This is a genomic window from Rhodonellum psychrophilum GCM71 = DSM 17998 (assembly GCF_000381545.1).
GTDB classification, from domain to species: domain Bacteria; phylum Bacteroidota; class Bacteroidia; order Cytophagales; family Cyclobacteriaceae; genus Rhodonellum; species Rhodonellum psychrophilum.
The window spans coordinates 128681-153672 of the sequence record NZ_KB906679.1 but is presented as its reverse complement, the minus strand read 5'-3'; the positions used below and the strand labels follow the sequence as shown (position 1 = coordinate 153672).

The 24992-nt window shown below is 41.9% G+C and carries 12 protein-coding genes; 2 read left to right on the top strand and 10 right to left on the bottom strand.

All coding sequences use genetic code 11. The features are described from left to right. Window positions 1–93: 93 nt before the first annotated feature. The 3 genes from F824_RS0112555 to F824_RS25840 all read right to left on the bottom strand — a co-directional run bounded on the left by F824_RS0112555 (window position 94) and on the right by F824_RS25840 (window position 3693). Entirely contained in the window at window positions 94–417 is a 324-nt protein-coding gene (locus tag F824_RS0112555) for a DMT family transporter (protein WP_019598249.1), read from the bottom strand. 620 nt (window positions 418–1037) lie between these two features. Continuing rightward, window positions 1038–1799: a LytR/AlgR family response regulator transcription factor gene (locus tag F824_RS0112545; RefSeq protein WP_019598247.1), complete on the bottom strand. Its 762-nt coding sequence runs from the start codon at window positions 1797–1799 to the stop codon at window positions 1038–1040. Between the two features lie 19 nt (window positions 1800–1818). Then, the gene (locus tag F824_RS25840; RefSeq protein ID WP_161629751.1) at window positions 1819–3693 is read right to left on the bottom strand and encodes a histidine kinase; all 1875 of its coding nucleotides are present in this window, start codon (window positions 3691–3693) and stop codon (window positions 1819–1821) included. Window positions 3694–4632: 939 nt separating this feature from the next. Here F824_RS25840 and F824_RS0112530 point away from each other — a divergent pair. Next, complete coding sequence (locus tag F824_RS0112530) at window positions 4633–5877, top strand: Ig-like domain-containing protein (protein WP_019598244.1); 1245 nt, start codon at window positions 4633–4635, stop codon at window positions 5875–5877. A gap of 537 nt (window positions 5878–6414) precedes the next feature. Here the strand turns inward: F824_RS0112530 and F824_RS0112525 are convergent. The 5 genes from F824_RS0112525 to F824_RS0112490 all read right to left on the bottom strand — a co-directional run bounded on the left by F824_RS0112525 (window position 6415) and on the right by F824_RS0112490 (window position 10455). Continuing rightward, on the bottom strand, window positions 6415–7155 hold the full coding sequence (locus F824_RS0112525; RefSeq protein ID WP_139189792.1) for a hypothetical protein: 741 nt from the start codon (window positions 7153–7155) through the stop codon (window positions 6415–6417). Window positions 7156–7262: 107 nt separating this feature from the next. Next, a complete protein-coding gene (locus F824_RS26840; protein WP_019598242.1) occupies window positions 7263–7802 on the bottom strand; it encodes a hypothetical protein in 540 nt (179 codons plus the stop codon). Between the two features lie 364 nt (window positions 7803–8166). After that, window positions 8167–8718 carry a hypothetical protein gene (locus F824_RS26835; RefSeq protein WP_022582384.1) on the bottom strand — a complete coding sequence of 184 codons (552 nt, stop codon included), beginning with the start codon at window positions 8716–8718 and terminating at the stop codon, window positions 8167–8169. 311 nt (window positions 8719–9029) lie between these two features. Next, a complete protein-coding gene (locus F824_RS26830; protein ID WP_139189794.1) occupies window positions 9030–9725 on the bottom strand; it encodes a hypothetical protein in 696 nt (231 codons plus the stop codon). 124 nt (window positions 9726–9849) lie between these two features. Then, window positions 9850–10455: a hypothetical protein gene (locus F824_RS0112490; protein WP_019598238.1), complete on the bottom strand. Its 606-nt coding sequence runs from the start codon at window positions 10453–10455 to the stop codon at window positions 9850–9852. 441 nt (window positions 10456–10896) lie between these two features. On the opposite strand from F824_RS0112490, the gene F824_RS25820 reads away from it, so the two are divergent. After that, window positions 10897–14883 (top strand): hybrid sensor histidine kinase/response regulator transcription factor, encoded by a 3987-nt coding sequence (locus F824_RS25820; protein WP_019598237.1) that lies wholly within the window; start codon window positions 10897–10899, stop codon window positions 14881–14883. A 267-nt stretch (window positions 14884–15150) separates the two neighbouring features. On the opposite strand, the gene F824_RS0112475 is transcribed toward F824_RS25820, so the two are convergent. After that, complete coding sequence (locus F824_RS0112475) at window positions 15151–19692, bottom strand: HYR domain-containing protein (RefSeq protein WP_019598236.1); 4542 nt, start codon at window positions 19690–19692, stop codon at window positions 15151–15153. 580 nt (window positions 19693–20272) lie between these two features. Continuing rightward, window positions 20273–24526, bottom strand: coding sequence for an HYR domain-containing protein (locus F824_RS26825; RefSeq protein ID WP_019598235.1), 4254 nt, complete (start codon window positions 24524–24526; stop codon window positions 20273–20275). Between the last annotated feature and the right edge of the window lie 466 nt (window positions 24527–24992).

Genomic DNA, 24992 nt, shown 5'->3' with positions numbered 1-24992 from the left:
AATAGATTGACTCTGGAATACGCAAAATATTCTTTTCATGCTTTACTTATTTAAAGCCAATGATCTCCAAATAGTTAAACAGCCTCGATTTCATTAAGAAACTGCCTTAAGCCCGACAATAGAGCCAATCAAGGTGACGATAAAGAAGACACGCAAAAATGTGGAAGGCTCTTTAAAGACAAAAATCCCGATCAAAACGGTTCCAACCGCTCCTATCCCTGTCCATACAGCATAAGCTGTTCCGATGGGTAAGGTTTGGGTTGCTTTGATCAAGAGTCCCATACTCATGGCAAGCGCGATCAGAAAACCCAAATACCATAAATACATTTCATTTCCTGTCGTGAATTTCGCTTTGCCTAAACAATAAGCAAATGCCACTTCAAATAATCCTGCTACAATTAAAACAATCCAACTCATTTCTTTTTTTTGGTGCAAAGATAAAAAGTAAGCTGGGCAAATATTTTCAATTGATGAAAATGAAGATTTAATTTTTGTGCCATTGACAGATCCTGGACAAAAAAGTATTCTTCGGACATTATTGGCTGAAAGGAAAACCCTTGGTCTACAGGAAAAATATTTGCTGATTGGATTACAGTGTAGCAAAAGGCGGGAAACTTGTTGCTTACCGACTTGAAGAAGAAAACAATTTGGACAGCAGATTACAATGGTTTTGACAGAGCGCCCTTAAAGTGACATTGGGGAAAAAACATGAGGTGCTGCACCCTTCCGGAATTGTTCGGAAAAATCAAATTTCTGAGAGCGCTTCTCAATATTACTAGGATATCTCTTTATTAGCCGATATGCATTGGGTTTCCCCATTGGTTTATAGGGGCAAGAAAATAAAACCATTCTATTGGAGAATAAGGAGTATTCCCGATTTGACAAAGCCTGAAAAAGTAAATACCCGACTGATTATCCGGTAATTTATGACTGGAGTGGGATTGGTCAGGCAGAACATGGGTTTAATTCCTAGGAAGGCCCTATTTGGGATCGCTTTTCAATTATTTTAGAGTAAGTGTATTCACTTTGGGTTTAATTTATTCACTCCTTTTTACTGCTTCAAAAAAACCGATTATCAATTCTTTTTTTTGATTACTGACCCGGATGGAAGTGCCATCCTCCATGATCACATAGCCTCCGTCTGTCCGCTGGTATTTTTTAAGGTATTTGGGATTGATCAGAAAGGATTGATGGATACGCAAAAACATGTGTTTTTCCAGTATCTTTTCCACCTCCTTCAGCGTCTTGCTTATCAACATTTTACTTCCATCTTTTAAGTAAAAAGTAGCGTAATTATTATCACTTTGGCAATAGGTAATGTCGTCGACTTCCAAAAATTCATATCCATCATAAACCGGAAGCGCTATCTTGCTTTTCAGAATACCTTCACTTTTCATTTGTGTTAGAAGGGATTTGATATTATTGACTTGATCATTGGATTTCACCTTTCCCTTTTCCCATTGGTGAATTACTTCGGCCAGTTCTTTGTCATCTATAGGCTTCATCAAATAACTGAAAGCGTGATATTTAAATGCTTTTACTGCATATTGGCTGTGGGCTGTTGTAAAAATAACATCATAGGGAATAGTACCCATTTGCTCCAGAAACTCAAAACCATTCATGCCTGGCATCTCCACATCCAAAAAAAGCAGGTCTAATTCCAGATTGGCCAGCTGATCCAAGGCCTCTTCGGGTTTGTTGTTTTTATAGACCAACTCAATGTTCTTATCGATACTTTGTAGGTCTAAAACAAGGCTTTCAATGCAATGCATTTCATCGTCCACTATGGCTACTTTCATTTACAGTTAATTTAGTTGATTACGTCGCCTGTAGTAAAATCACTACTTTGGTTCCGGATAGTTTTTGAGCATCGAGAATATCATTGATTTTAAAAGAGATCGTATAATTACTGGTTTTATTAAACAGGTTAATTCTATCTTGGGTAATGCGGGTACCCATACTTTTATGGAGCATGGAGGATGATTCCCGGGAATTTATTTTTCTCCCTACTCCATTATCAACAATTTCCACTTTGATCTGATCAAGATCGCCGGATATGTTTATCGCGATCACTTTCTCGGCTTTATTACTGGGCAATAAGCCATGCCATATAGAATTCTCGACAAAAGGCTGAAGTAACATAGGAGGCAACATGACCTCTTTCGATACCGCATCCGTAAGTGAATTATTGACTTGATAGAGAAAGCTCTGATCAAATCTGTTTTCTTCAAGCTTTAGGTATTTGCAGACTATTCCCAATTCCTCTTCAATAGGAATTACCTGTTTTTGACTTGTTTCTAAGACCAAACGGACAAATTTACTGAACACAATCAAGTAGTCCTTCGCTTTAAAATAGTTCTCTGTTTGTATCAGGTATTTAACAGCATTCAGACAATTGAATAAAAAATGTGGATTCATCTGCATGCGGGTAGCCAACATTTCTGCTTGAAGCAGGTTTATTTTATACTCATGCTCCACCCGTTCTTTTTCTTTCTGCTGTAATAGCTGTGTGGTTTTCTTTTTGTTTTTCACATCTCTCAATACCAGAATCGAAGTAATGATCAGGGCGATCAAGACCACCGCAATCAAAATCAAGAATGCCTGTTGCGTTTTGAATTTTTGAGTTTGGGCTTTCAGTTCTGCTTCCTGAAGATTTCTGTTTTTCTCTAAAAGAACGATCTGAGATTCTTTTTTCTCAAGATCATATTGACGGGTGATTGCTGCTATCTGAGTTTCTTGTTCAAATAGATTGATGCTGTCTTTATATTGGTTGGAAAAATGAGTGTAGAGCAGTGAATTCTTATAGTCTGCCAGCTTTTCTGAGACATCTGCCAATCCTTTGGCGCTTTGCATTATTAGGGCTTTATTGTTAATTTCCTTGGCAAGTTCCAAGGATTTAAGATAGTAGTTTTTTGATGCATGGGTCTGACCGACCCTCAAACTTGCTTGTCCCAGATTACTTAACAATCCTGCTACTTTGTGTTTGTTGTTCAACTCCTCAAAGGCGGTTAAAGACCTTTGGTAATAATTGATGGCCAAATCGGAGTTTTTATTCTCCGCCAAGTAACTGTGGCCAAAATACTCATAGGTTATGGCCAATCCGAATTTATCTTTTCTTGCTTCATTCAGCTTGAGCAGCTTGTTCAAATATTCACGGGAAATATCAAATTGCTGCTTTCCAATGTAATGATCGCTGATCGAGAGATAATTCATGGCCATCCCCAAGGGATTGTTTCTTTTTTCTTCCGCATCCAATGACCGCTCAAAATATTCAAGTGATTCATTCTCCTTGGAGGGGATTTGGGAAAATGTATTGCCCAATCCATTGCAGGAGATCGCTATGTTTTTCAGGTCCTTTTGGCTTTCAGCAATATTCAAAGCTTTGAGATAGAAATAAACGGCCTTATCATAGGATTGGTCATACCGTGAAGCCAGACCCGCGTTGTTGGCAAAGATCATTTTATATAGAGGATCATACGGCTTGTGTTCAATGAGCGAAAATGCTTTTGAATGAAATTGTCCCGCATCTGAATATTGCTGATGATAGCGATACAGCAGTCCCAAATTATCCAGTGCTCTGGCATACAGAAGTGTGTCGTCTAGCTGAAGGGCCAAATCTATAGCATTTTGGGCATGCAGGTACTGTACAGAATCATTGGACCTGCTTCTGTTTAAAGCTCTCGAAAGCTCCATTTCTGTAAGAATAATAGATGAATCGGGTAGGCCTTTGAGCAACACGCTCTTTAAACTGTCAATTCTTTGTTGTGAATGTGATTGTAAGGGGGAAAAGAGGATTAAAATGAACAAAATTTTTATTTTCATTGGACCAGAGCGATTGATGGTGTCAATATTTTTTTGTTAAAAAGCTGATTTAAAAAAACATATGAATCATGAATATAACGATTATTTTAATATATGCACTTAAAAAATGGGTGAACCGCTTATGAATTTGGTAACATTTCCGGCCCTATTTGTAGCCACTTTTCAAAATCAAAATAGCTGAAACTAACCCAAACCCAGCTTATTCATGATCAGGTATAGGTTTGACTCACCGGAGGTTTATTTGTAAAGAAATATACGGTAACTAAGGTAATATTCTTTCTGAAACAGTCTCTTTTTGATTTTCTTAACCTTCATTTTGTATGTCGATGGATGACTTCATTTTAACCCGAAATATGCATTGGGCTTTCTAAGGATATTGAAACCGAAAGAAAATCAAACAATTGGGAGACCAATTCCTGAAACCGATATGGTGAAGTCAATTAAAGTAAACAAGGGACTAATTATCAGATAAATACAGTATTGAATGGCATTCGCAATGCATAAAACGAGTTTAACATTATTTCTTATGCCGCTGATGTTTAATTTTTCTTTCTACGTGTCAGAATCTTCAAATGCAAGTCAAAAAGCGGGAAATTTCAAAGTTAACATTTAAGGTGCAACTGCAAATTCCGCTGTTGCTTGCGATTCAAGTCCAGTGGAAAGTAAAAGGGAATTAGGCGATGAAACAATACACTGGGTTCATTCCTGCAAAATTTACCGATAAGCTGAAAAAGTTAATTTTTCATATTCAAAGGAAGATCCTCCGGGCGAAATCATCAATGTACAATATTCCAAATAAACATATAAACCATGAAAAAATCTTTTCGATCCCAAGCCAATTTTATTCTTTTGATTGCAACAGTAATTCTAACTTCTGGGATGTGCACTTCTGAAGAAGAAGATATCACCCCAGAATTACCGGTGGCTTCCTCAATTGAAATGGAGTTTCCCAAATCGGAATTGACCGTAGGGGAAACCATGAATTTAAAAGCTCTGGTCAAGGACAATGAGGGAAATACAATGAACAATCAAACTTTGACTTGGACTTCTTCAAATCCCAATGTGATCAGCGTTGATTCAGGTGGTTTGGCACAAGCAAAAAGTTCCGGAACTGCCTCTATTGAAGTAAAAAACCAAACAGGTATTAAGGTAGCCCACAATTTTAATGCATTAGAACCTGAAGCAGAATCTCCAAAGGAACCCCATCGCTTTGAAGTAACACCTTCTGAGATTATTATAGAAGTGGGTCAAAAGGTCCAGGTTGAAATAAAAGTATTTGATATCGATGGAGTCGAAATTGAGAATCCTGAAATATTGTACAAATCCCATGATGAGCAAGTAAGCACCGTGAGCGATGGTGGACTGGTAGAAGGGTTAAGAGCCGGAAGTACCGAAATACATTTTGAAGTTTCCGCAAAATCCTCTAAAATCCCCGTAACTGTGACTTCAGAAGATTTGGTACTTACTAAGATTGAGGTTTTTCCCAAAACCATTTCTGGAAAAAGAGGCGAACAAATTCAGTTTTCCGCAAAAGGATTTGACCAATTCGACCAAGAAATGTCAGGTATCACATTTGATTGGAAGTCAAGCAATGGATGCCTGGCCAATATCGATGAAGTAGGACTAGTCTCCGCTTACACCCCCGGAAACGCGAGAATGACTGCCTCTGTAGGGGAAATCTCAAGTTACGGTACTATCTCCGTATCAAAATCAGAAAAATTAGTGGCTGAAAATTTTGAGGGAAAATGGAATATTTGCGAAGAAAGTAATGGCAACAATTTCGCGGTAATAGAATTAGCGATAGAAAGTTCCAATGATATAACCCGATCGTACAAAGGAGAAATAAAACGATTTGACGGATCTTCATTTATCGTAATGGGTATTGAGTCCATCCCTGATAAATCAATCTCAATTAATTGGGTTGAGGAAATTCAGGGAGGAGCCAGGACATTTATTATCAGTGCCGGGACTTTTATAGACGAATTTGCTATTAAAGCCAGGCATACTGACCGTCGAACCCTCACTACTTATGATGTAAGATTGTCTAAATTATAAGAATAACGGGATAGGATCTGGATAAATATCAATTTAATATTTATCCAGATTTTATTCTTCCCTTTTTACTTTCTCAAAATTTTGATTGGCCATCTATTATTTTTTTTAACAATTTCAATGGTAATTAGTACCTGATCAATTCATTATTTACTTTCAGCTGTACAAGCAGCCAGTTGGTGACAATTGGAAAACGTTTTGTACCTGAAATATTGATTAAACCCGTGTCTTTACCAATTCCATTTCAGCCTGTAATTGCACAATAAGCTTCAGCGGTTTACAGTTTTTGACTTTCCTATATCGGTATTATTCCTTATTCCCTGATTTTCTTTCGGTTTCAACATCCTAAGAAAACCAAATGCATATTCCATCTAACTTAATCAAGTTGGCTGCTTTATGTTACTTTTTCGTTGTCTTAGAATTTGGGTTTAAATAAGAATATGAAGCAACTCTCAAAAAAATCCACCCCTACCCAACAGGCCAAAAAACTACATGAAACAGGGGTCAAAAATCAGAAGGGGAAAGAAATCCATAAAAAATTCAGGATCCCCCTACCCTTTCCCAGGACATGTCTTCCGGTAATTTTTCAATTTTGCTCACTTGGGTGACTTTTGGAAAAATACGCCCACTCTTGGACGGAAATACCTCTTCGATTTCATACCGGATGATATTCCAGCCTTCTTCGAGATCAAGGTCAAACAGGGTAAACGCATCAAAATTTTCGTCACCAAGGCCAGTGTAGGTGTTGACCACGCAGGTTCCCTTTGCCGATCCTTTTTCCTCCGCAAAGCAAAACCTCAGGTAATATCCCAGCGCAATATCCCCTTGTTGATGATTGTGCAGCCAATTGGCAATGGTTGGATGGTTGACGGGGTAAATATTCCCGTTTTCAGCTTTCTTCTTTTTGTCTGTCAGGATCAGATCCGGCAAGCCTGAAAGCATCCCGTCCGGATTTTCAAATTTGATGTCCGGAAACCTGCAGGTAAATTCATCTGCAACAGTCGGGAATTTCAGGGTGAAACCTTTGGGTGCTTTTTTCTGGGCTTTGACAGCCATTTTCTTGACCCGATCCAGATGGTTACTTTGCAAAGGAATCTCAATGTTTCCCGATTTGTCGATAAATCCCCAGCTGATTTTATCGCCGGTGACGATATCATAGGAGATGATCAGTCCATCTCCCTCGGCATAATCAGAGAGCACACCTTGTAAAACACGCTGGGCGATTGCCTCCAGTTGGCCGATAGAGATGAACACAAGAATAAATAGAAGTCGAGTTTTCATAAGCTATTATTTCTGTATCGATATGTCCTGCTGCTATATGCTGATAATATTGCCTTGGAATCTTTCAGGGTTCACTGCGCCAACTGGAGGTTTTCTACCCTCTGCGGCTATTTCACCTCGAATGAAAATCTTGCTGGGGCAAGCGTACCAAAATCACTCCCCGGCTTCCCTATCATTTGTAAAGTCACCTCATATTTACCTTTGGGAAGGGGTAAATCTGTTTCTCTTGCATATTGCTTTGAGTCAGGCTTCTTTATCTCCCTTACATTGGCTGAAGGCACATCAAAAGTAAATTTCTGCAAAGCGGAAATCAGGTCAAAGGATTCTATTGGAACAAACATATCACCAGGCAACCATGGCCAGTTGCTTCGTGTCGTCTCAGATATGAGCTTCCCATTGTACCTTACCGATGTTTTCATGTCAAAAACCACCAATCCCCTTTTGCCTACGTTATCGGCTTTGTAACTAAAGTTGATTTTATAAGTTCCATCCCTGAAACTTTTGAAAAGGTCAACAGCTGTTGCTTCCTTTAAAGTCTGACCGTTTTGAAATCCGCTGATCGAAATACGTCCGTCAACTTTTTGGGCTAAAATATCACTTAAAGAAAATGACATTAGGATAGCGAGTAGAATGCTGATTTTTTTCATACTTAATTTTTTAAATGGTTTATGATATTTTTGAAATGTAAACCTAAAAAACACATGCTCGGAAGCATATCAGTCTTGTATCAAAGCGTATCACAGATGTAACATCCTCAAAAAAATAGGCCCCAAAAGTTCTTTGAGGCCATTTGATGCCAATTATTTTAGTCCTATTCGGCATGTCCATTTGCTTTCCTATTGGAGGTTGAAACTGCAAGGAATTCAGCGCCTTTGGAAAACCAGGAGCAAGACCGATATGACGAAGTCAAAAAAACAGACAAGCCACTGAATGTTAATCCATTTCAGCCTGGCATAGAATTGTACAAGCAGAACACGGGTTTAGATTCCAATAAAATAATTGCCAAAAAAATCAATTGCCCCTTTTGACAAAAAACTCTCCTTCAGTGATGGTTTTGGTCTCTCCGCTCAGGAAATCCCTGACTACACCATTGAACCTCCCTTTGACAAAGGCTGGTTTGATTTCGGTGATTTCAAGGGTCACATTCGGTTCTGTGACGTCTGTGGTATAGACTTTATCCTCCACTTCTAAGCTATAAGCTAGAATAACCCCTTTAAAGCCATAATCAAATGGGACAAGCCCTACATAGCTTTTTTCGGTGATGGGCGAAGTTTCCCGTAAAATTATTGAAATGGATTCTGCCAATGCCGATTGGCCTGTCACCTGCCTTGCCCCTGAAGCCGAAAAATCATAGACACCTTGAATTGATGACGAAAGATCGGCCCCCAAGAGTGTTGTTGTTTTAAATTCCACAAGTGTACCGTTCACTTTTGCTTTCAAAAAATATCCGGAGGAATTTTTATCAGGATTCAAATCCTGTTCATCCTTACTTCCACAGCCAAAAGCCATGACGGAAACCAACAGCGCAAGGAGTATTTGATTGATATTCATTGACTTTTTCATATTGATTTGATTTTATCCCATGATATGCATTTACCTTTTTGATCCAGCCCATCATTGTTTGACAATCCATCAATGCTTCACCCTATCGGAAATACTAATTATTCGCCAATTGTCTGATTTTCTTGCAGTTTAACCGATTTTATTCATCACCAATTTCATCCGACTCCATCCTGTAAGCCCTTCATAATCAGCCTTTTTCTGCCATTCTTCACTTCACCCTTGCGGGTATGTGCCTGATTCTCCAAAAGTCTGATTTTCTTGCAGTATCAACACCTACTGAAAAACGGAATGCCTATTTCGGGTTGAAAGAATCAATAATAAACACCTATCCATTGCATTTTTGAGGGGTCTTTTAAATTACTTATGGTGACTTTGGATGGAAAGGAGGCCCTGATATCGGGATCCGTTTCATATACTTCTTCAATGGTATATTCCACCCAATTGAAGCCTTTTTTCAATTGAATGTCAAAATTGTATTCGGTTTCAGCCTCTTCGTTTTCGGACACATAGACACTACTGCTGCAAGTCATATTTACCTCCATATCCTCCTCGACATACATGACCTCATAAAAAGACCCATTTATGGCATTGTTATATCCGGAGTCCTCCAGCCATGGAATGAGTTTTTGATCGGAAACCAAAAAAACAGTTCCTTTCCATTCTCCCTTGTTGGTCAACCTGACATAATCCTGCCTTGCAGCCGGTATTTCGGCATTGTCCCCAAAAGCATCTCTGTTGTTACATTTGAAATAAAAATTGAAATAAAGTTCACCCATGGACATGGACTTGTTTTCTTCAGGTATATTCTCAGTGTTGAGCTGGGTGAGATTGGCGATAAACTGACCCTTCTTATCAACCGTACCGATAGAAATGGTGTTGTCCATCCCAAATAGCATCAGGACCATCTCCATTTCGGTTTTCCCGTGGTTTTTGATATTTCCTGTAATTTCCTGCGCGCTTGTCCACAAGTAGCAGAACATAAAGAATAAGGTTAAAGTCGATTTCATTTTGATTGATAATTTATGGTGTGGTATAAAATGTTTGACGCATACAAATATATTTTCAAAGCGCCGGTTTGGATGAAAGGCATGTACCAAAGCATAATACTCCTGTAACATCCTGAAAAAAACTTTATTTCAAGCCTTCAAAATCCAGCTTTTCCACAAATGCCCATACGTCTTCATTCCGGAGATGCTTGCCTTTTACCGAAACAAGAAATCTTCCGGCGTGGATAAATTCAAGTTCAGCGACCCCTTGATTTGTATATTCAGCTTCCCAAACCCTTCGGCCTTTCCTTTCGTGGATCCTGGAAAACCCATCCGCTTTCAACTCCTCAAAATCCAGGTTTAATTTTTGAATACTTCCTGACAAAAGAACCGATGCAACTGGCCCGGCTCCATCCAGCACCTCCAAAACTATCTGTTTTGTCGAATCTGATTGATGGCTATAGGTTGCTTTTATGGCACTCATGTCAACAGATTCATTGTACCCAATGACGGTCTTGATAATTTTGAAATCTCCCAGAGCTGTTGGAATCCAGTTTTTCAATTCTTCTCTTGTAAATGGGATCTTCAAGGACAAATCCTTTGCTGACAACTCCTCATCCTGCAAGGACTTACCATTGGTTTCAAGTATGGGCGAGCGCTTTTTTTGACAGGAAAAGCCCAGAATTACCAAGAAGATAATCAGGAAGCACATCCAAAATTGCTTTCTGTTGGATTTTGTTTTTTCAGTCATTTTCAATGCTGGATTAAATCAAAATGATAGCAAAATTAATTCCGCCAAAATCAAAAGTATATCTCCATTGTATCAATGGGTATGCGTCCTGTAACAATTCTAAAAAAGTGGGATGGATGTGTTAAGAAATGGGAGCAGGTTTATCCCAAAATAGGCATTTGATTTCCCAATGGGATTGAAACTGCAGGAAAATCAGACTGTTTGGAGAATTAGGCACAATACCGATAGGGTGAAATCAAAAACAGGCAACATCTGACTGATTGTGAATCAATGTCAGGCTGGAATTGAATGGATCATGCAGCACAGGGGTTTAAAGCATTTGACATCCTTAAATATTGGGGTGGATATCGTCCAAATAAAAATATTCCTTTCTGCGAAATTTGATATATTTGGATAATTGACGAAATATTACTTGGAGCTTTAAGTTTTTGTCCAAACATCATGGAATCACTTTTTGGAAAAAATAGCGTTTTAATTCTGCTTCCGATTCTCCTGTATTTGGCGGTGCCAGTAGTTGGCCAGACAGACCTTTCCTTTAGACAACTGTCGGTCAATGATGGCCTTTCCCAAAATTCCGTAGTCTCAGTAGCTCAGGACAACCATGGCTTCCTGTGGATCGCCACCCAAGAAGGGCTGAACAGGTATGACGGCAAAGAATTCAAGGTGTTCAACAAAAAATTTGCAGACATCACGCAAGAGTCCCACTTGCAATTGGGGAAAGTAATCGCCGACCGTAAAAACAGGATTTGGATCATCCCGGAATCCTCGGTTCCTGAGCTTTTGAATCCCGGAAAAGATGCATTTGTCCCCATTAAGGGAGTACATGCCGCAAGCAGCATCCACGAAGATATTCATGGGGATATTTGGATCGGGACATTTTCGGGTCAATTGTTTAGATGGAACGAAAGTATCCAATCGCCCGAAATGATATGGACGGCGCCTTCCCGCCAAATTTTGGACATCGCAGACCTTGACGACAATCATCTCCTTCTCACCTTTAAAGAGCGTGTGGTCTTGTGGGACATCCAAAATCAATCCGTCACTGATTTTCAATTCCCCGAAAACGGCAATATCTATTCCTGCGCGATACCAGACCCTGCCGGGAACATTTGGATCGGTACCTTAAATGCAGGGATATTGGTGCTCCCCAAAGGAGAAAAATCCCCAAAATCCATTCAGGCTTTTTTCCATAATCGGCCCGGGAAATTGGACCAAGAAATGATTTTGGATATCATGGTGGATACCAAAGGCACAATCTGGGCGGCAACGTATGGTCAAGGCATCATTCGGCTAAACACAAAAGACAATACCATCCAAAACTATGCTTACCAAAAACAAAACCCGCGTTCTGTTCACTATGACGATATCCTCTGTATTTACGAAGATTACACCGGGACGCTCTGGTTTGGAACTGATGGTGCCGGGTTGAGTTTTCACGATACGTATCTGGAAAAATTCAATTTTTTCCACAACCAACAGGTGCCTGAAAATATCAACATCGATGTTGTGCGGGCATTGTATGTGGATGAAAACAATACAATCTGGATTGGCACATCAGGCAAAGGTCTTACCTCCTTTGATCCAAAAACCAAAACTTGGGAAACCCGCACCACTGCAGGAAAATCACCCAATACCATCGCAAACAATAGGGTCATGAGTCTGATGGGCGATGGAAAAGGAAAGCTTTGGATCGGCTATCAGGAAGAAGGACTCAGCATCATGGATCTCAAAACAGGCGAGTTCAGGCATTTTAAACCCGACAGTAAAATACCCCTGCCCAGCAATACCATCTGGAAAATATTCCAAGACAGCGCCGGGAGATTTTGGCTGGCGACACGCAATGATGGGCTGATCCAGTTTGACCCGAAAAAAGGTGTGGAACAACAATTTTTACATGATCCCAATGACCCTTTCAGTATCCCGGGAAACAACATCAGGACCATAGTGGAAGGAAGAAAAGGCGAATTATGGGTCGGCACCGAAAACCAGGGAATCGCCCGGTTTGATTTCACTTCCGGAAAATTCCATCCCTTCTCCTACCAAGAGGAGAACCCAAAGTCGATTTCCTCCAATAGCATCAAATCCCTGTACTTTGACGGAGGAAGCCTCCTGTGGATAGGCACAAACGGGTCAGGGATCAACGCCCTGAACATCGACACGAAGGAGTTGAAGAGGATATCCACCAAGGATGGTCTGGCCAATGATGTGGTCTATGGGATTTTGCCCGATGCATCCGGCAACCTGTGGCTGAGTTCGAACAAAGGCATCACAAAAATCACCGTTCCAAGCTCTCACTCCCCAGATTACACCATCACCAACTACACCAATTATGATGGCCTTGCCACGGAGTTCAATACAGGAGCCTATTTCAAAAACAGGGATGGATCATTGTATTTTGGGAGCTTGGAAGGCTTCTATTGGTTCAGCTCTGAAGACATTTCACTCAATGAAATCCCCCCAAAAACAGCAGTTACCGAACTCTACATTTTTGACAAACCGGTCGCTCTCAGCGATAAAATCACCTTGCGGCACCATGAAAACACCCTGACCATCAATATGGCAAGCTTGGTATTTTCTTCTCCGGACAAAAATGAGTTCCAATACAAATTGGAAAACCATGATGAAAATTGGGTTTTGGCTGGGAATAACCATCAGGCCCGGTACACCAACTTGTCCCCCGGGGAATATAATTTTTTGGCCAAATCCAGCAACTATGATGGTGTTTGGTCTGAAGAGCCCGTTTCGCTCCAATTCACCATACTGCCGCCTTGGTACCTGAGTATATGGGCCAAATTGGCTTATTTGTTGTTTTTTACCCTGGCAGTGATCTGGGTTTACCAATACCTCAAATGGCGTTGGCAAATAAAATTTTTAATAAAAATGAAAGAGGAAGAGGCCGACCGACTTCTGGAAATCGACAGGTTCAAAACCAATCTGTTCACCAATATTTCTCATGAATTCAGGACGCCATTGACCCTGATCGCCGGACCTGTGGAAAGGCTGATGAGCCAGTCAGAGAGCCCTATTTTCAAGTCCCAGCTCAACCTGATCAAACAGAATTCCCAGCGCCTCCTGAACCTGGTGGACCAACTCCTGGAAGTATCCAAAATAAAATCCGGGAAGCTGCGGCTAAGAATTCAAAAAGGGAATTTGGGCCTTCTTCTACAGTCCATAGTTTCCAACTTCTTCTATTTTGCTGCAGAAAAGGACATCCGGATCAAGACAGAAATCCCCCTGATGACCGAGGTATGGTTTGATCCCGACAAAATCGAAAAGATTGTGGGCAACCTCCTACAGAATGCCATCAAATACGGCAAGCCCGGGACAACAGTAATGCTGAAATCCCAAATCATAGAAAAGCAACTGCATCTAAGCGTTTCCAACCAAAGTTTGGTCCGGTATAGCCAAGAAGAGATCTCACATCTTTTTGACAAATTCTATAAACCTGATGCCAAGACAGAGGGTTTTGGGATCGGTCTTCCCTTGGTCAAGGACTTGGTGGAACTCAACAAAGGCCAGATCAACCTGCATTTGGAAGAAAAAGATGGCTTCAAAGTCGACCTGACAATTCCTGTGGAAAAATATGCATTCCGCCCCGAACAGATCGTGGAAGAGGAAGAATATACCGAGGGCAGCGGGCCCAAAGCAAATGAAATACCGGCCGGAGAAGATGCACCTCTTGTACTCGTAGTGGAAGACAATTATAAGGTCCGCTCATTTATCATCAGTGAACTTACACCCTATTACCAAATTCTTGAAGCCGACAATGGTAAAGAGGGGCTTTTTATCGCTTTAAAGAAAATTCCGGATCTGATTATTTCAGATGTGATGATGCCGGAAATGGACGGGATTGAACTCTGTCAAACATTGAAAAACGACGAAAAGACCTCGCACATCCCGATTATCCTGTTGACGGCCAAATCCGAGGAAGACAACATTCTTAAGGGGCTGGAGGTAGGTGCGGATGACTATATGCTCAAACCCTTTGGGATCAAACAGCTATTGGTAAGGATAGAAAAACTGATAGAGTTGCGGCGGAACTTGAGGATCAGGTATTCAGGAAAAACCAAAATTTCCCCCAATGAAATCGCCATCACTTCCACAGATGAGAAATTTCTTGCGAAAATCCAGCGTATCGTTGACGGGGACCTTGGGGATTCCAATTTCACGGTAGAGGAATTCTGCAAAAAAATCGGCATGAGCAGGATGCAGCTGCACAGGAAGCTGACGGCACTCACCGGACTCTCCACCACAGCATTTATTCGGGACCAAAGGCTCCGACTGTCCATACAGAGGCTTGAAAAATCCGGTGAATCCATTTCAGAAATAGCCTATGCGGTAGGTTTCAGTTCCCCCTCCTACTTCATCAAATGTTTCAAAGAAACTTATGGTCTTACGCCAAACGAATTTCTGGAAAAAGAAAAATGAGCATGTCTTATAAAAACACAATGCTATTGCAGTAAGAAGCGGGGAACTTCCTTCTTTACCAGAAAGTATTCAACCCGTTTTATGCATTACGGACTCAACGCAATATCGTAATTGAATGACAATCAATTGCATTTTGACTATTCTTGCTTTCACCTTATTGGTATCTGAAATCATTCTCTCAATAGGCTGATTTTCTATCGGTTCCAATCTCATTTGGAAACCTATTGCATATTTCGTGTTTAATGTAGGCGCGTGTATGCAGTACCCTTACTTTTTAATTAATCGCTTTGTCATGACGGCATTTCCTGATTCTACGCGGATCATGTACAATCCTGCAGAAAGTCCATCTAAATGGAAAGTCTGACTAAATCCTCCTTTTCTTAAGGCTTTATTTTCTAAGACCAACTTCCCTAAAACATCATAAATACGAATAGTAACTATGGCTTCCTCCACCAGATTAACGAGCACAGTGGTTTCGTGAAGTGCGGGATTTGGGAACAAAATAAAATCCAGCTTTCCGGATTTTAAGTTTTGGGGGAGAAGGACATTGACCTTCGCATTGGCAGTGCTGGAATTGCCCCCTGCATCAGTAACCGTCAATGTCACCATATTTTCACCTTGATCTGCTATGGTGAAGGCTATTTTGGATAAACTGTAAATTAATTCAGCCTCTGATGAACAGTTATCCTGGCTTCCGTTATTTATGTCTGAAATGAGTAAGGTTGCATTCCCTGAATTGTTCAGTTGGAGATTGTAATTCTTAACCAACACTGTCGGTGCCTCCTCATCCTTCACCATCACCATAAAGCTTTCCGAGGAAGTGTTACCGGAAGCATCTGTGGCCATATAGGTGACCGTGGTAGTGCCGACGGGGAATATGGAGCCACTTGAGGGGCCTGCTGTCTGGGCAAGAATACTTCCTTCACAGTTGCCCGTGACAGTAGGTGCCGTCCAGCTTACCCTTGAGCCACACAATCCCGGGTCGGTGCTTGTTGCGATAGCACCTGGAAGTCCTATTATGGAGGGCTTTTGATCATCCTTCACCATCACCATAAAGCTTTCCGAGGAAGTGTTACCGGAAGCATCTGTGGCCATATAGGTGACCGTGGTAGTGCCGACGGGGAATATGGAGCCACTTGAGGGGCCTGCTGTCTGGGCAAGAATACTTCCTTCACAGTTGCCCGTGACAGTAGGTGCCGTCCAGCTTACCCTTGAGCCACACAATCCCGGGTCGGTGCTTGTTGCGATAGCAACTGGAAGACCAATTATCTTAGGTCCTTCTTCAGCGGTCACCTTGACAATAAAGGTCTCCGAGGAAGTGTTCCCGGAAGCATCAGTGGCCATATAGGTGACAGTGGTAGTACCGACGGGGAATATGGAGCCGCTTGAGGGGCCTGCTGTCTGGGCAAGAAAACTTCCTTCACAGTTGTCGGTGACAGTAGGTGCCGACCAGCTTACCTTTGAGCCACACAATCCCGGGTCGGTGCTTGTTGCGATAGCACCTGGAAGTTCTATTATGGTAGGCTTTTGATCATCCGTAACCCTCACAATAAAACTTTCCGAGGAAGTGTTCCCGGAAGCATCAGTGGCCACATAGGTGACCGTGGTCGTTCCGACTGGGAATATTGAGCCACTTGCGGGGCCTGCTGTCTGGGCAAGAAAACTTCCTTCACAGTTGTCGGTGACAGTAGGTGCCGTCCAGCTTACCTTCGAGCCACACAACCCCGGATCGGTGCTTATTGCGATAGCACCTGGAAGACCAATTATCGTAGGCTTTTGATCATCCGTAACCCTCACAGTCTGCATTACCAAAGTGGCCCCATTTCCCGAAGCATCTTTTGCTGACCAGGTAATGGCTGTGATCCCTACAGGGTAAGAATCACTGAGTTCAAGACCATCTTCTCTGACCCCTATCGCAACGGGATTTCCGCAATTATCTGAAACAGATGGAGGATTTATGTTGATTAACGCCCCACAGCTGCCGGCAACTGCTGATTGGGTAACAGTGCTTACTTCTTCTATAATTGGTTTTTCCTCATCAAGTATGGATATATTCTGCTGCATTTCAACTGCTTGATTACCCGAAGCGTCCTCTGCAGTCCAAATTATTATGGTCCTCCCCAAGGGATAAGGTTCATTCAAAGACAGTCCATCACTTCTGAGCCCATTAGCTACAATTCTTGTATTGCAGTTGTCTGTCACAGAAGGCGCTGAAATCGATAAGACAGCTTCACAGGATCCGGCATCTGCTGCCTGTAGAATATCCTGTGTTGCTGCTATTGATGGTTTCTCAGTATCAGCAATCAGGATTTCCTGGTTCTGGGTACTGCTGTTGCCAGCGGCATCTGTATAGGTCCAAGTGATGATCGTACTGCCCCGAATCGTAATAGGGAAAATACCCTCATCGGTAGTCCCTTGAATTGTTCCGTCCACATTGTCCGTGGCAGTTGGAATAGTCAAGTCTTCAAAATTGACAACACACTGGGCCTCAAAAACAGCGAGGGTTTCTTTATCCGGAACCGGGTCTTCTTCGTCTTTTTCTGGTTCGATTGAATTCAACAGACGATTGATCCGAACACGGCTGACATTGTCATAACTTATAAAATCTCCCCCAATAATGATCTTGCCGTCGGGCTGAAGCGCCATAGTATTAATCATGCCGTCTGCACCAGTACCGGGATCAAAGAAACTGTCTAGGTTGCCGTCGGGGTGGATGCGAGCAATGCGGTTCCTAATTGTGCTGTTGTAGGAGGTGAAACCTCCTGCGATCAGAATCTTCCCGTCGGGCTGAAGAGCGAGGGCAATAACCCAGTTCGTTGCACCTGTACCGGGGTCAAAGGAACTGTCCAGGCTGCCGTCGGGTTGAATCAGCGCAATCTTGTTCCTTTCTATACCGTTGTATGAAGTAAAATCTCCCCCAATCAGGATCTTCCCATTGGGCTGAAGAGCGAGGGTGTTAACTGAGCTATTTGCCCCTTCTCCTGGATCAAAGGAGCTATCCAGGCTGCCGTCGGGGTGGAGACGTGCAATCATCCCATTTCTTCCGGTGCTACTATAAAAGGTGAAACCTCCTCCAAAAAGTATCTTGCCGTCTGGCTGCAGGGCTATGGTCGAAACATAAAGATTTGGCCCAATATAGCTGTCGAAGGAGCTGTCCAGACTGCCGTCGGGGTTCAGCCGGGCAATATTGTTTTTTAACGTACCGTTGTAGGAAGTGAACAATCCTCCAATAAGGATCTTCCCGTCGGACTGTAATGCTATGGTGTTTACCCAGCTGCTTGCACCAATTCCTGGATCAAAGGACCAATCTAGGCTACCGTCTGGATGGAGGCGTGCGATATGGTTCCTTGCAGTGCCGTTGTAGGTGGTGAAACCTCCTCCGATTAAAATTTTGCCGTCAGATAGAAGGGCCATACTCCTAACAGGTCCGTTCGCTCCCTCACCAGGATCAAAGGTAGGGTCTAGGCTGCCATCGGATTTGAGACGTGCAATATGGTTCCTATCTGTGCCGTTATAACTGGTGAAGAATCCTCCAATAAGTATCTTCCCATCCTGCTGAAGGGCTACAGAAGAAATATTCATATTTGCACCAGGTTCGGGATTGATTGTCTTGTCCAGACTGCCATCAGGATTGATTCGAGCGATGTGATCCTTTCTTGTGTCGTTGTAAGCAGTGAAATTTCCACCAATTAGAATCCTCCCGTCAGGCATAGGGACAATTATGTTAACCCCATTGTTTGTCCCAATACCTGGGTCAAAGGTGTTGTCCAAATTGCCGTCGGGTTGAAGACGTGTAATGTATTTCCTTTGTTCTTCGTTGGAGAAAGTAAAAGCTCCCCCCACTAGGATTTTCCCGTCAGACTGAAGCGCGATAGAATTAACAAAATCCCAATGGGGAATCATTATATTTAACTTCAAAACAGAAACAAAGGACTTGTCCAGAGTGCCGTCAGGCAAAAGACGTGCAATTAAATTCCTATTTACTCCATTAATGTTGGTGAAATTTCCCCCGATTAAAATCTTTCCATCCGATTGAAGCGCAATAGTACTGACCCATTCATTTGCCCAAGTACCAGGATAAACTGTGCCAGCATCAAAAGAGAGATCCAGACTGCCGTTTGCGTTCAACCGTGCAATCCGGTTTCTTTCAATACCATCAAGGGACGTAAACATTCCTCCAATCAGAATCTTACCATCGGGCTGAAGTGCAATGGCCCGAACGAAGGTGTTGTATGGTACAATACCAACATTGAAAGAGGCATCCAGACTGCCGTTTGTGTTAAGCATGGCGACTCGGTTTTTTTCTGTTCCATTGATGGAAGTAAAAACTCCCCCAATGAGAATCCGGCCATCGGACCGTAAAACAATCGAAGAAACGCTCCCGTTTACACCCGTTCCGGGATCAAAGGAAGTGTCCAAGCTGCCGTCAGGGTGAATACGGGCAATCCTGTTTCTTTCTGTGCCGTTATAGGAGGTGAAATCTCCCCCGATTAAGATTTTACCGTCTGGCTGAATTACCATGCTTCTAATTAATTGGTTTGCCCCCAAACCTGGATCGAATGAACTGTCTAAAACGCCGTCGGGATGGATGCATGCAATGAAATTCCGGGATGTTCCGTTGTACAAGGTGAAATTTCCTGCCAACAGGATTTTACCATCGGACAGATGTGCTATGGCATTAACTCCAGAGTTTGTTCCATAGCCCAGATTGAGCTGGCCAGAATTGAAACTCAGGTCATTGGTTCCATCCTGTGCCCAAGAGAATAAAGGAAACAGGAGATAAAAAAGAAGGAGCACTTGTCCTCGCATAAAGAAAATGTTGAAGTTGAATAAAGGCTTCTGACAATCCCTGTAATTTCCTTGGTCAATTTTATTGCTTATGAATTATAAATCTTTCTTTGAAAGAAGAATTGGACCTAGAATATGAATTAGCTTATTATGGAGTAATTCATCTATATAAATATATCAATTATTATATTTAGTCTAACATTCATTTTGTTGATTTATGATAGATTTATTTTTTCAACGGTATCCTTTTTTTAAACTAATGTTTAGCAATTTGACTCGTCAAAAACACGGCTTAGTTAAACTTTAATTTTTAGTGAAAACTATTCTTTATAAAAGGCGAATTTTATACCAATTAATCTGGAGTTTCATTCCCTTAGAAGACTAACCAATCAAGCTACATTTAATAAACTTGAAATCATTAGGCTCTCATGAAGTTAGCCATGATCTTCATTTGAGGGATTTTTTTTTGGATCATGATACCATGGGAATTGTGGCTTTCAAATAGAAATAATCCAAAAACTTTATTATTCAGACTTTATAATAGCAAAAAAATCCTCCTTCAATGCGAAAGAGGATTTTTGATTGATTAAGCTTATTGCAATTACAATTTGATCAATCGCTTGGTCTTTGACGTATTTCCGACTTGTAATTGAATATTGTACAAACCCGGAGCCAGGCCATCAAGTAGGAATGTCTCCATAAAACTCCCTGCTCTGAAAGTTTCATTCCTGATAAGAAGCTTACCTGCAGCATCGTATAGACTGATGGTAACAGTGGCTTCCTCAATCAAATTTACCAATATATTAGTTTCGCTAATTGCCGGGTTCGGAAATATGATAAAGTTTAAATTTTCAGTAGAAAGATTTTTCGGGTTCAGCACTGTCACTATCGCATTTGCTGAATTAGAATTGCCCACTGCATCAATGATGGTCAATGTCACCCTATTCACCCCTACATCTGAAATCGTAAAGGCGGACTTGGATAATTCATAAATCAATTCAGACTCAATTGAACAGTTATCAATGCTTCCATTATTGATATCTGAAACAGATAAAGTTGCATTCCCTGAATTATCCAGTTGAAGTGTGTGATTTTTTACCAAAACAGTTGGCGCTTGGTTATCAATCACACCCACTGTAAAGGTCTCCGAGTAGCTATTACCGGAATCATCGGTAGCAGTATAAGTTACAAGGGTGGTTCCAACGGGGAAAAATGAGCCATTTAACGGTCCTGCTGTCTGTGTAATCGAACTGCCGCCGCAACTGTCTGATGAAGTAGGCAATGTCCAACTTACCACCGCACCACAGAGTCCAGTATCATTATTTTTCAAAATATTATCCGGAAGTCCGATGATAGATGGCTTTTCCTCATTTGTAACTGTTATGGTAAAACTTCCTGAATTAGTATTTCCGGAAGCATCAGTAGCTGTGTAAGTAATTGTATTGGTCCCGATAGGAAACACTGATCCATTTGTCAGTCCCGATGTTTGGGCAATGGTGCTTCCCCCACAGTTGTCTGTAACAGTAGGCGCAGTCCAGTTTACCGTAACTCCACATAAGCCCAAGTCAGTTTTTGCTAGCATATCCGATGGAAGACCAACTATCTCAGGCTGTTCGTTATCGTTGACGGTAACCTTGAAACTCTCTGAATGCGCATTTCCGGAAGCATCTGTGGCCGTGTAAGTAACTGTAGTGCTTCCAACGGGAAATACTGATCCATTTGTCAGGCCCGACGTTTGGGTAAGCGTACTTTCCCCACAATTGTCTGTAACAGTAGGCGCAGTCCAGCTAACTAAAGCACTACAAAGTCCAGGATCATTGAATTTTTCAATATCTGATGGCAGACTAACTATTTTAGGACCTTCTTCATCAGTAACTGTCACCATTTGCGTTTTCACTTCTGCCTCATTTCCAGAAGCATCTTTGGCAGACCAAGTAATAATTGTAACACCGACGGGGAAAACGTCACTTAATTCAAGGCCATCGGATCTGGTCCCTGTTGCAACAGGATTATCGCAATTATCCAAAGCCAATGGAGCTATTGTGGTGAGGATTGCACCACAACTTCCTATATCTGAGGGTTGGGTGATAGGGCTTACTCCTCCTATAATTGGTTTTTCCTCATCAATTACGGATATATTTTGCTGTACCACATCTGCTTGGTTTCCTGCGCTATCCACGGCTGTCCAAGTTATTGTAGTAATCCCCAAGGGATAAGGTTCATTCAAAGACAGTCCATCACTTCTGAGCCCATTAGCTACAATTCTCGTATTGCAGTTGTCTGTTACAGAAGGGGCTGAAATGGATAAGACAGCTTCACAGGATCCGGCATCTGCTGCCTGTAGAATATCCTGTGTTGCTGCTATTATCGGCTTCTCGGTATCCGCAATCAGAATTTCCTGAGTCTGGGTGCTGCTGTTTCCCGCAGCATCTGTGTAGGTCCAAGTGATGATCGTACTGCCCTGAATCGTAATAGGGAAAATACCCTCATCGGTAGTCCCCTGAATTGTTCCGTCCACATTGTCCGTGGCAGTTGGAATAGTCAAGTCTTCAAAATTGACAATACACTGGGCCACAAAAACAGCGAGGGTTTCTTTATCCGGAACCGGGGCTTCTTCGTCTTTTTCTGGTTCGATTGAATTCAACAGACGATTGATCCGAACACGGCTGACATTGTCATAACTTGTGAAATCCCCACCGATAATGATTTTGCCGTCGGGTTGCAGGACTGCAGTTCTAACCGTGTTGTTTGATCCTGTACCTGGATTAAACGTGGAATCAATGCTACCGTCGGTGTTCAGCCGTGCAATATGGTTTAATGCGATGCCATTGTAGGAAGTAAAATCTCCTCCAACAAGGAGCTTACCATCGGGCTGTAGAGTGACAGTAAAAACACGTTGGTTTGGACCTGTACCATCGTTGAAGCTTGTATCTAGGCTACCGTCAGCATTTAGCCGAGCGATTCTTCTTGTAACAGTACCTAATGAAATAAAATTTCCCTTGATAATTATCTTACCACCGGGCTGAAGGATGGCAGTCATAATAGAGTTAATCATCCCTATTTCAGGGTTAAAATCGGTGTCAAGGGTGCCATCCACATTCAGCCGGACGATTGGCTTTACTGCAATACCGTTGTAAAAAGTAAATTGCCCCCCAATAACGAGCTTCCCGTCGGGCTGAATGAAGGCAGTCAATATCGTGTTACTTGTTCCCGTGCCGGTATTATACTCAGAATCCAAGCTTCCATCTGAATTCAACCTGGCGATATAGTTGATTTTACTATCGTTGAAGAAAGTAAAACTTCCCACTATTATAAGTTTCCCGTCAGGCTGAAAGGCAACAGTCATGATCGAAGCATATGACCCGAGAACAGGATTAAACGAGGTATCTAGGCTGCCATCCGCATTTAGCCGGGCGATACCTTTTATTTCCGTGCCGTTGTAGGAAGTAAAAAGTCCAATAATAATAAGCTTTCCGTTTGGCTGAAGAAAAATTTTAGAAACACTGTTGTTTGGTCCCGTGCCGGAATTAAATCCAGTATCCAAGCTGCCGTCAACGTTCAGCCTAGCAATATGATTAATATTTGTACCGTTGTAGGAAGTAAAATGTCCTCCGATAATGATCTTTCCAGATGGCTGAATACTGGCAGCAAAAACCTGGGCGTTAGCTCCTGTGTTGGTATTAAACCCGGTATCTAGGCTGCCGTCCGTATTCAGCCTGGCGATACGGTTTATTGCCGTACCATTGTAGAAAGTAAAGGATCCCCCAATAATGATCGTACCATTTGACTGAACGCTGGCAGTGAAAATTCTGTCGTTTGCCCCTGTACCGAGACTGAATCCGGCATCAAGACTGCCGTCTGCATTCAGCCGGGCGATACGGTTTATTGCAATACCATTGTAGAATGTAAAATCTCCATTAATAATGATGTTCCCATCGGACTGAATGGAAGCAGTCCTAATCATGCCATTTGCCCCCATACCGGGATTAAACGAGGAGTCAAGGCTACCGTCCACATTCAGCCGGGCGATATGGTTTCTTGCAGTACCGTTATAGGAAGTGAAAATTCCCCCGATAATGAGTTTACCATCAGACTGAAGCGCAATGGTTGTTATAGTACTGTTGGCCCCCGTACCTGGATTGAAATTGGTGTCCAGGCTGCCGTCTGGGTTCAGCCGAGCGATATTATTCCTTACCGTGCCGTTAAAGGAAATAATAGCTCCCCCAATAATAATCTTCCCATCGGGCTGAATGTTTGTAGTAAAAACTCCACCGATTACCCCTGAACCGAGATTGAACCCGGCATCAAGGCTACCGTCCGCGTTCAAACGGGCAATACGATTTATTAGAGTACCGTTATAGGAATTAAAATTTCCCCCTATAATGATCTTTCCATCGGACTGAAGGCTAATAGTTCTAACATCATTGTTTGCCCCCATTCCGGGATTAAACCCAGTATCCAAACTACCGTCCACATTTAGCCGGGCAATATAGTTCCTTGCTGTACCGTTGAATGAAGTGAAAAGACCCCCGATAATGAGTTTACCATCGGGCTGAAGCGCAAGGGTTTGAATACTACTATTTGCCCCTGTACCGGGATTGAATTCGTTATCTAAGCTTCCGTCGGCATTTAGCCTAGCGATATTGCTCCTTGCCGTTCCGTTGTAGGAACCAAAAGCTCCTCCGATAATAAGCTTCCCATCAGGCTGAATGATGGTAGTAGAAACAGTTCCGCTTGGTCCATCTCCTCTAAGATTGATCTGATCAGCATTGAAGCTAGGGTCGTTGGATCCATCCTGGGCTGAGACAAAAAAAGAAAATAAGAAATAAAAAAGAAGGAGTAGTTTTCTTTTCATAGTGGAAAGGTTCAAGTTCCAGAAATAGTTTTAGTAGGTATCAAAGTAATCCGGAATTATTTGACTAACTATTGATCTTCGCTCAAAGTAAAACAATGTGGGCAATTAAATTGAATATTCCAGAAACGAGCAGACTATTTTAACCAAATCACTCTTATTTAGGGCTTTATTTCAATTTTTTGGGGGTATTTCATTTTAACCCGTTTTATGCAATACCAATTCAATTCTAGCCTAAAAACGCTTCATAATCAGTCGGCAGTTTATTGTTTTTGAATCACCATATTGGTAATATGCCTTATTCTTCCAATAGCCTGATTTTCTTGCAGTTTGAAACCCCGTCTGGAAATCTAATACCTATTTCGGGTTTAAATGAATTCCATTCGCGCGGGAATCAAAAATGCGGTAAGAAAGTTATTTATCATCTATCGAGAAGCGAGATGGGGATTGGATTTCCTGGTAGGTGTTG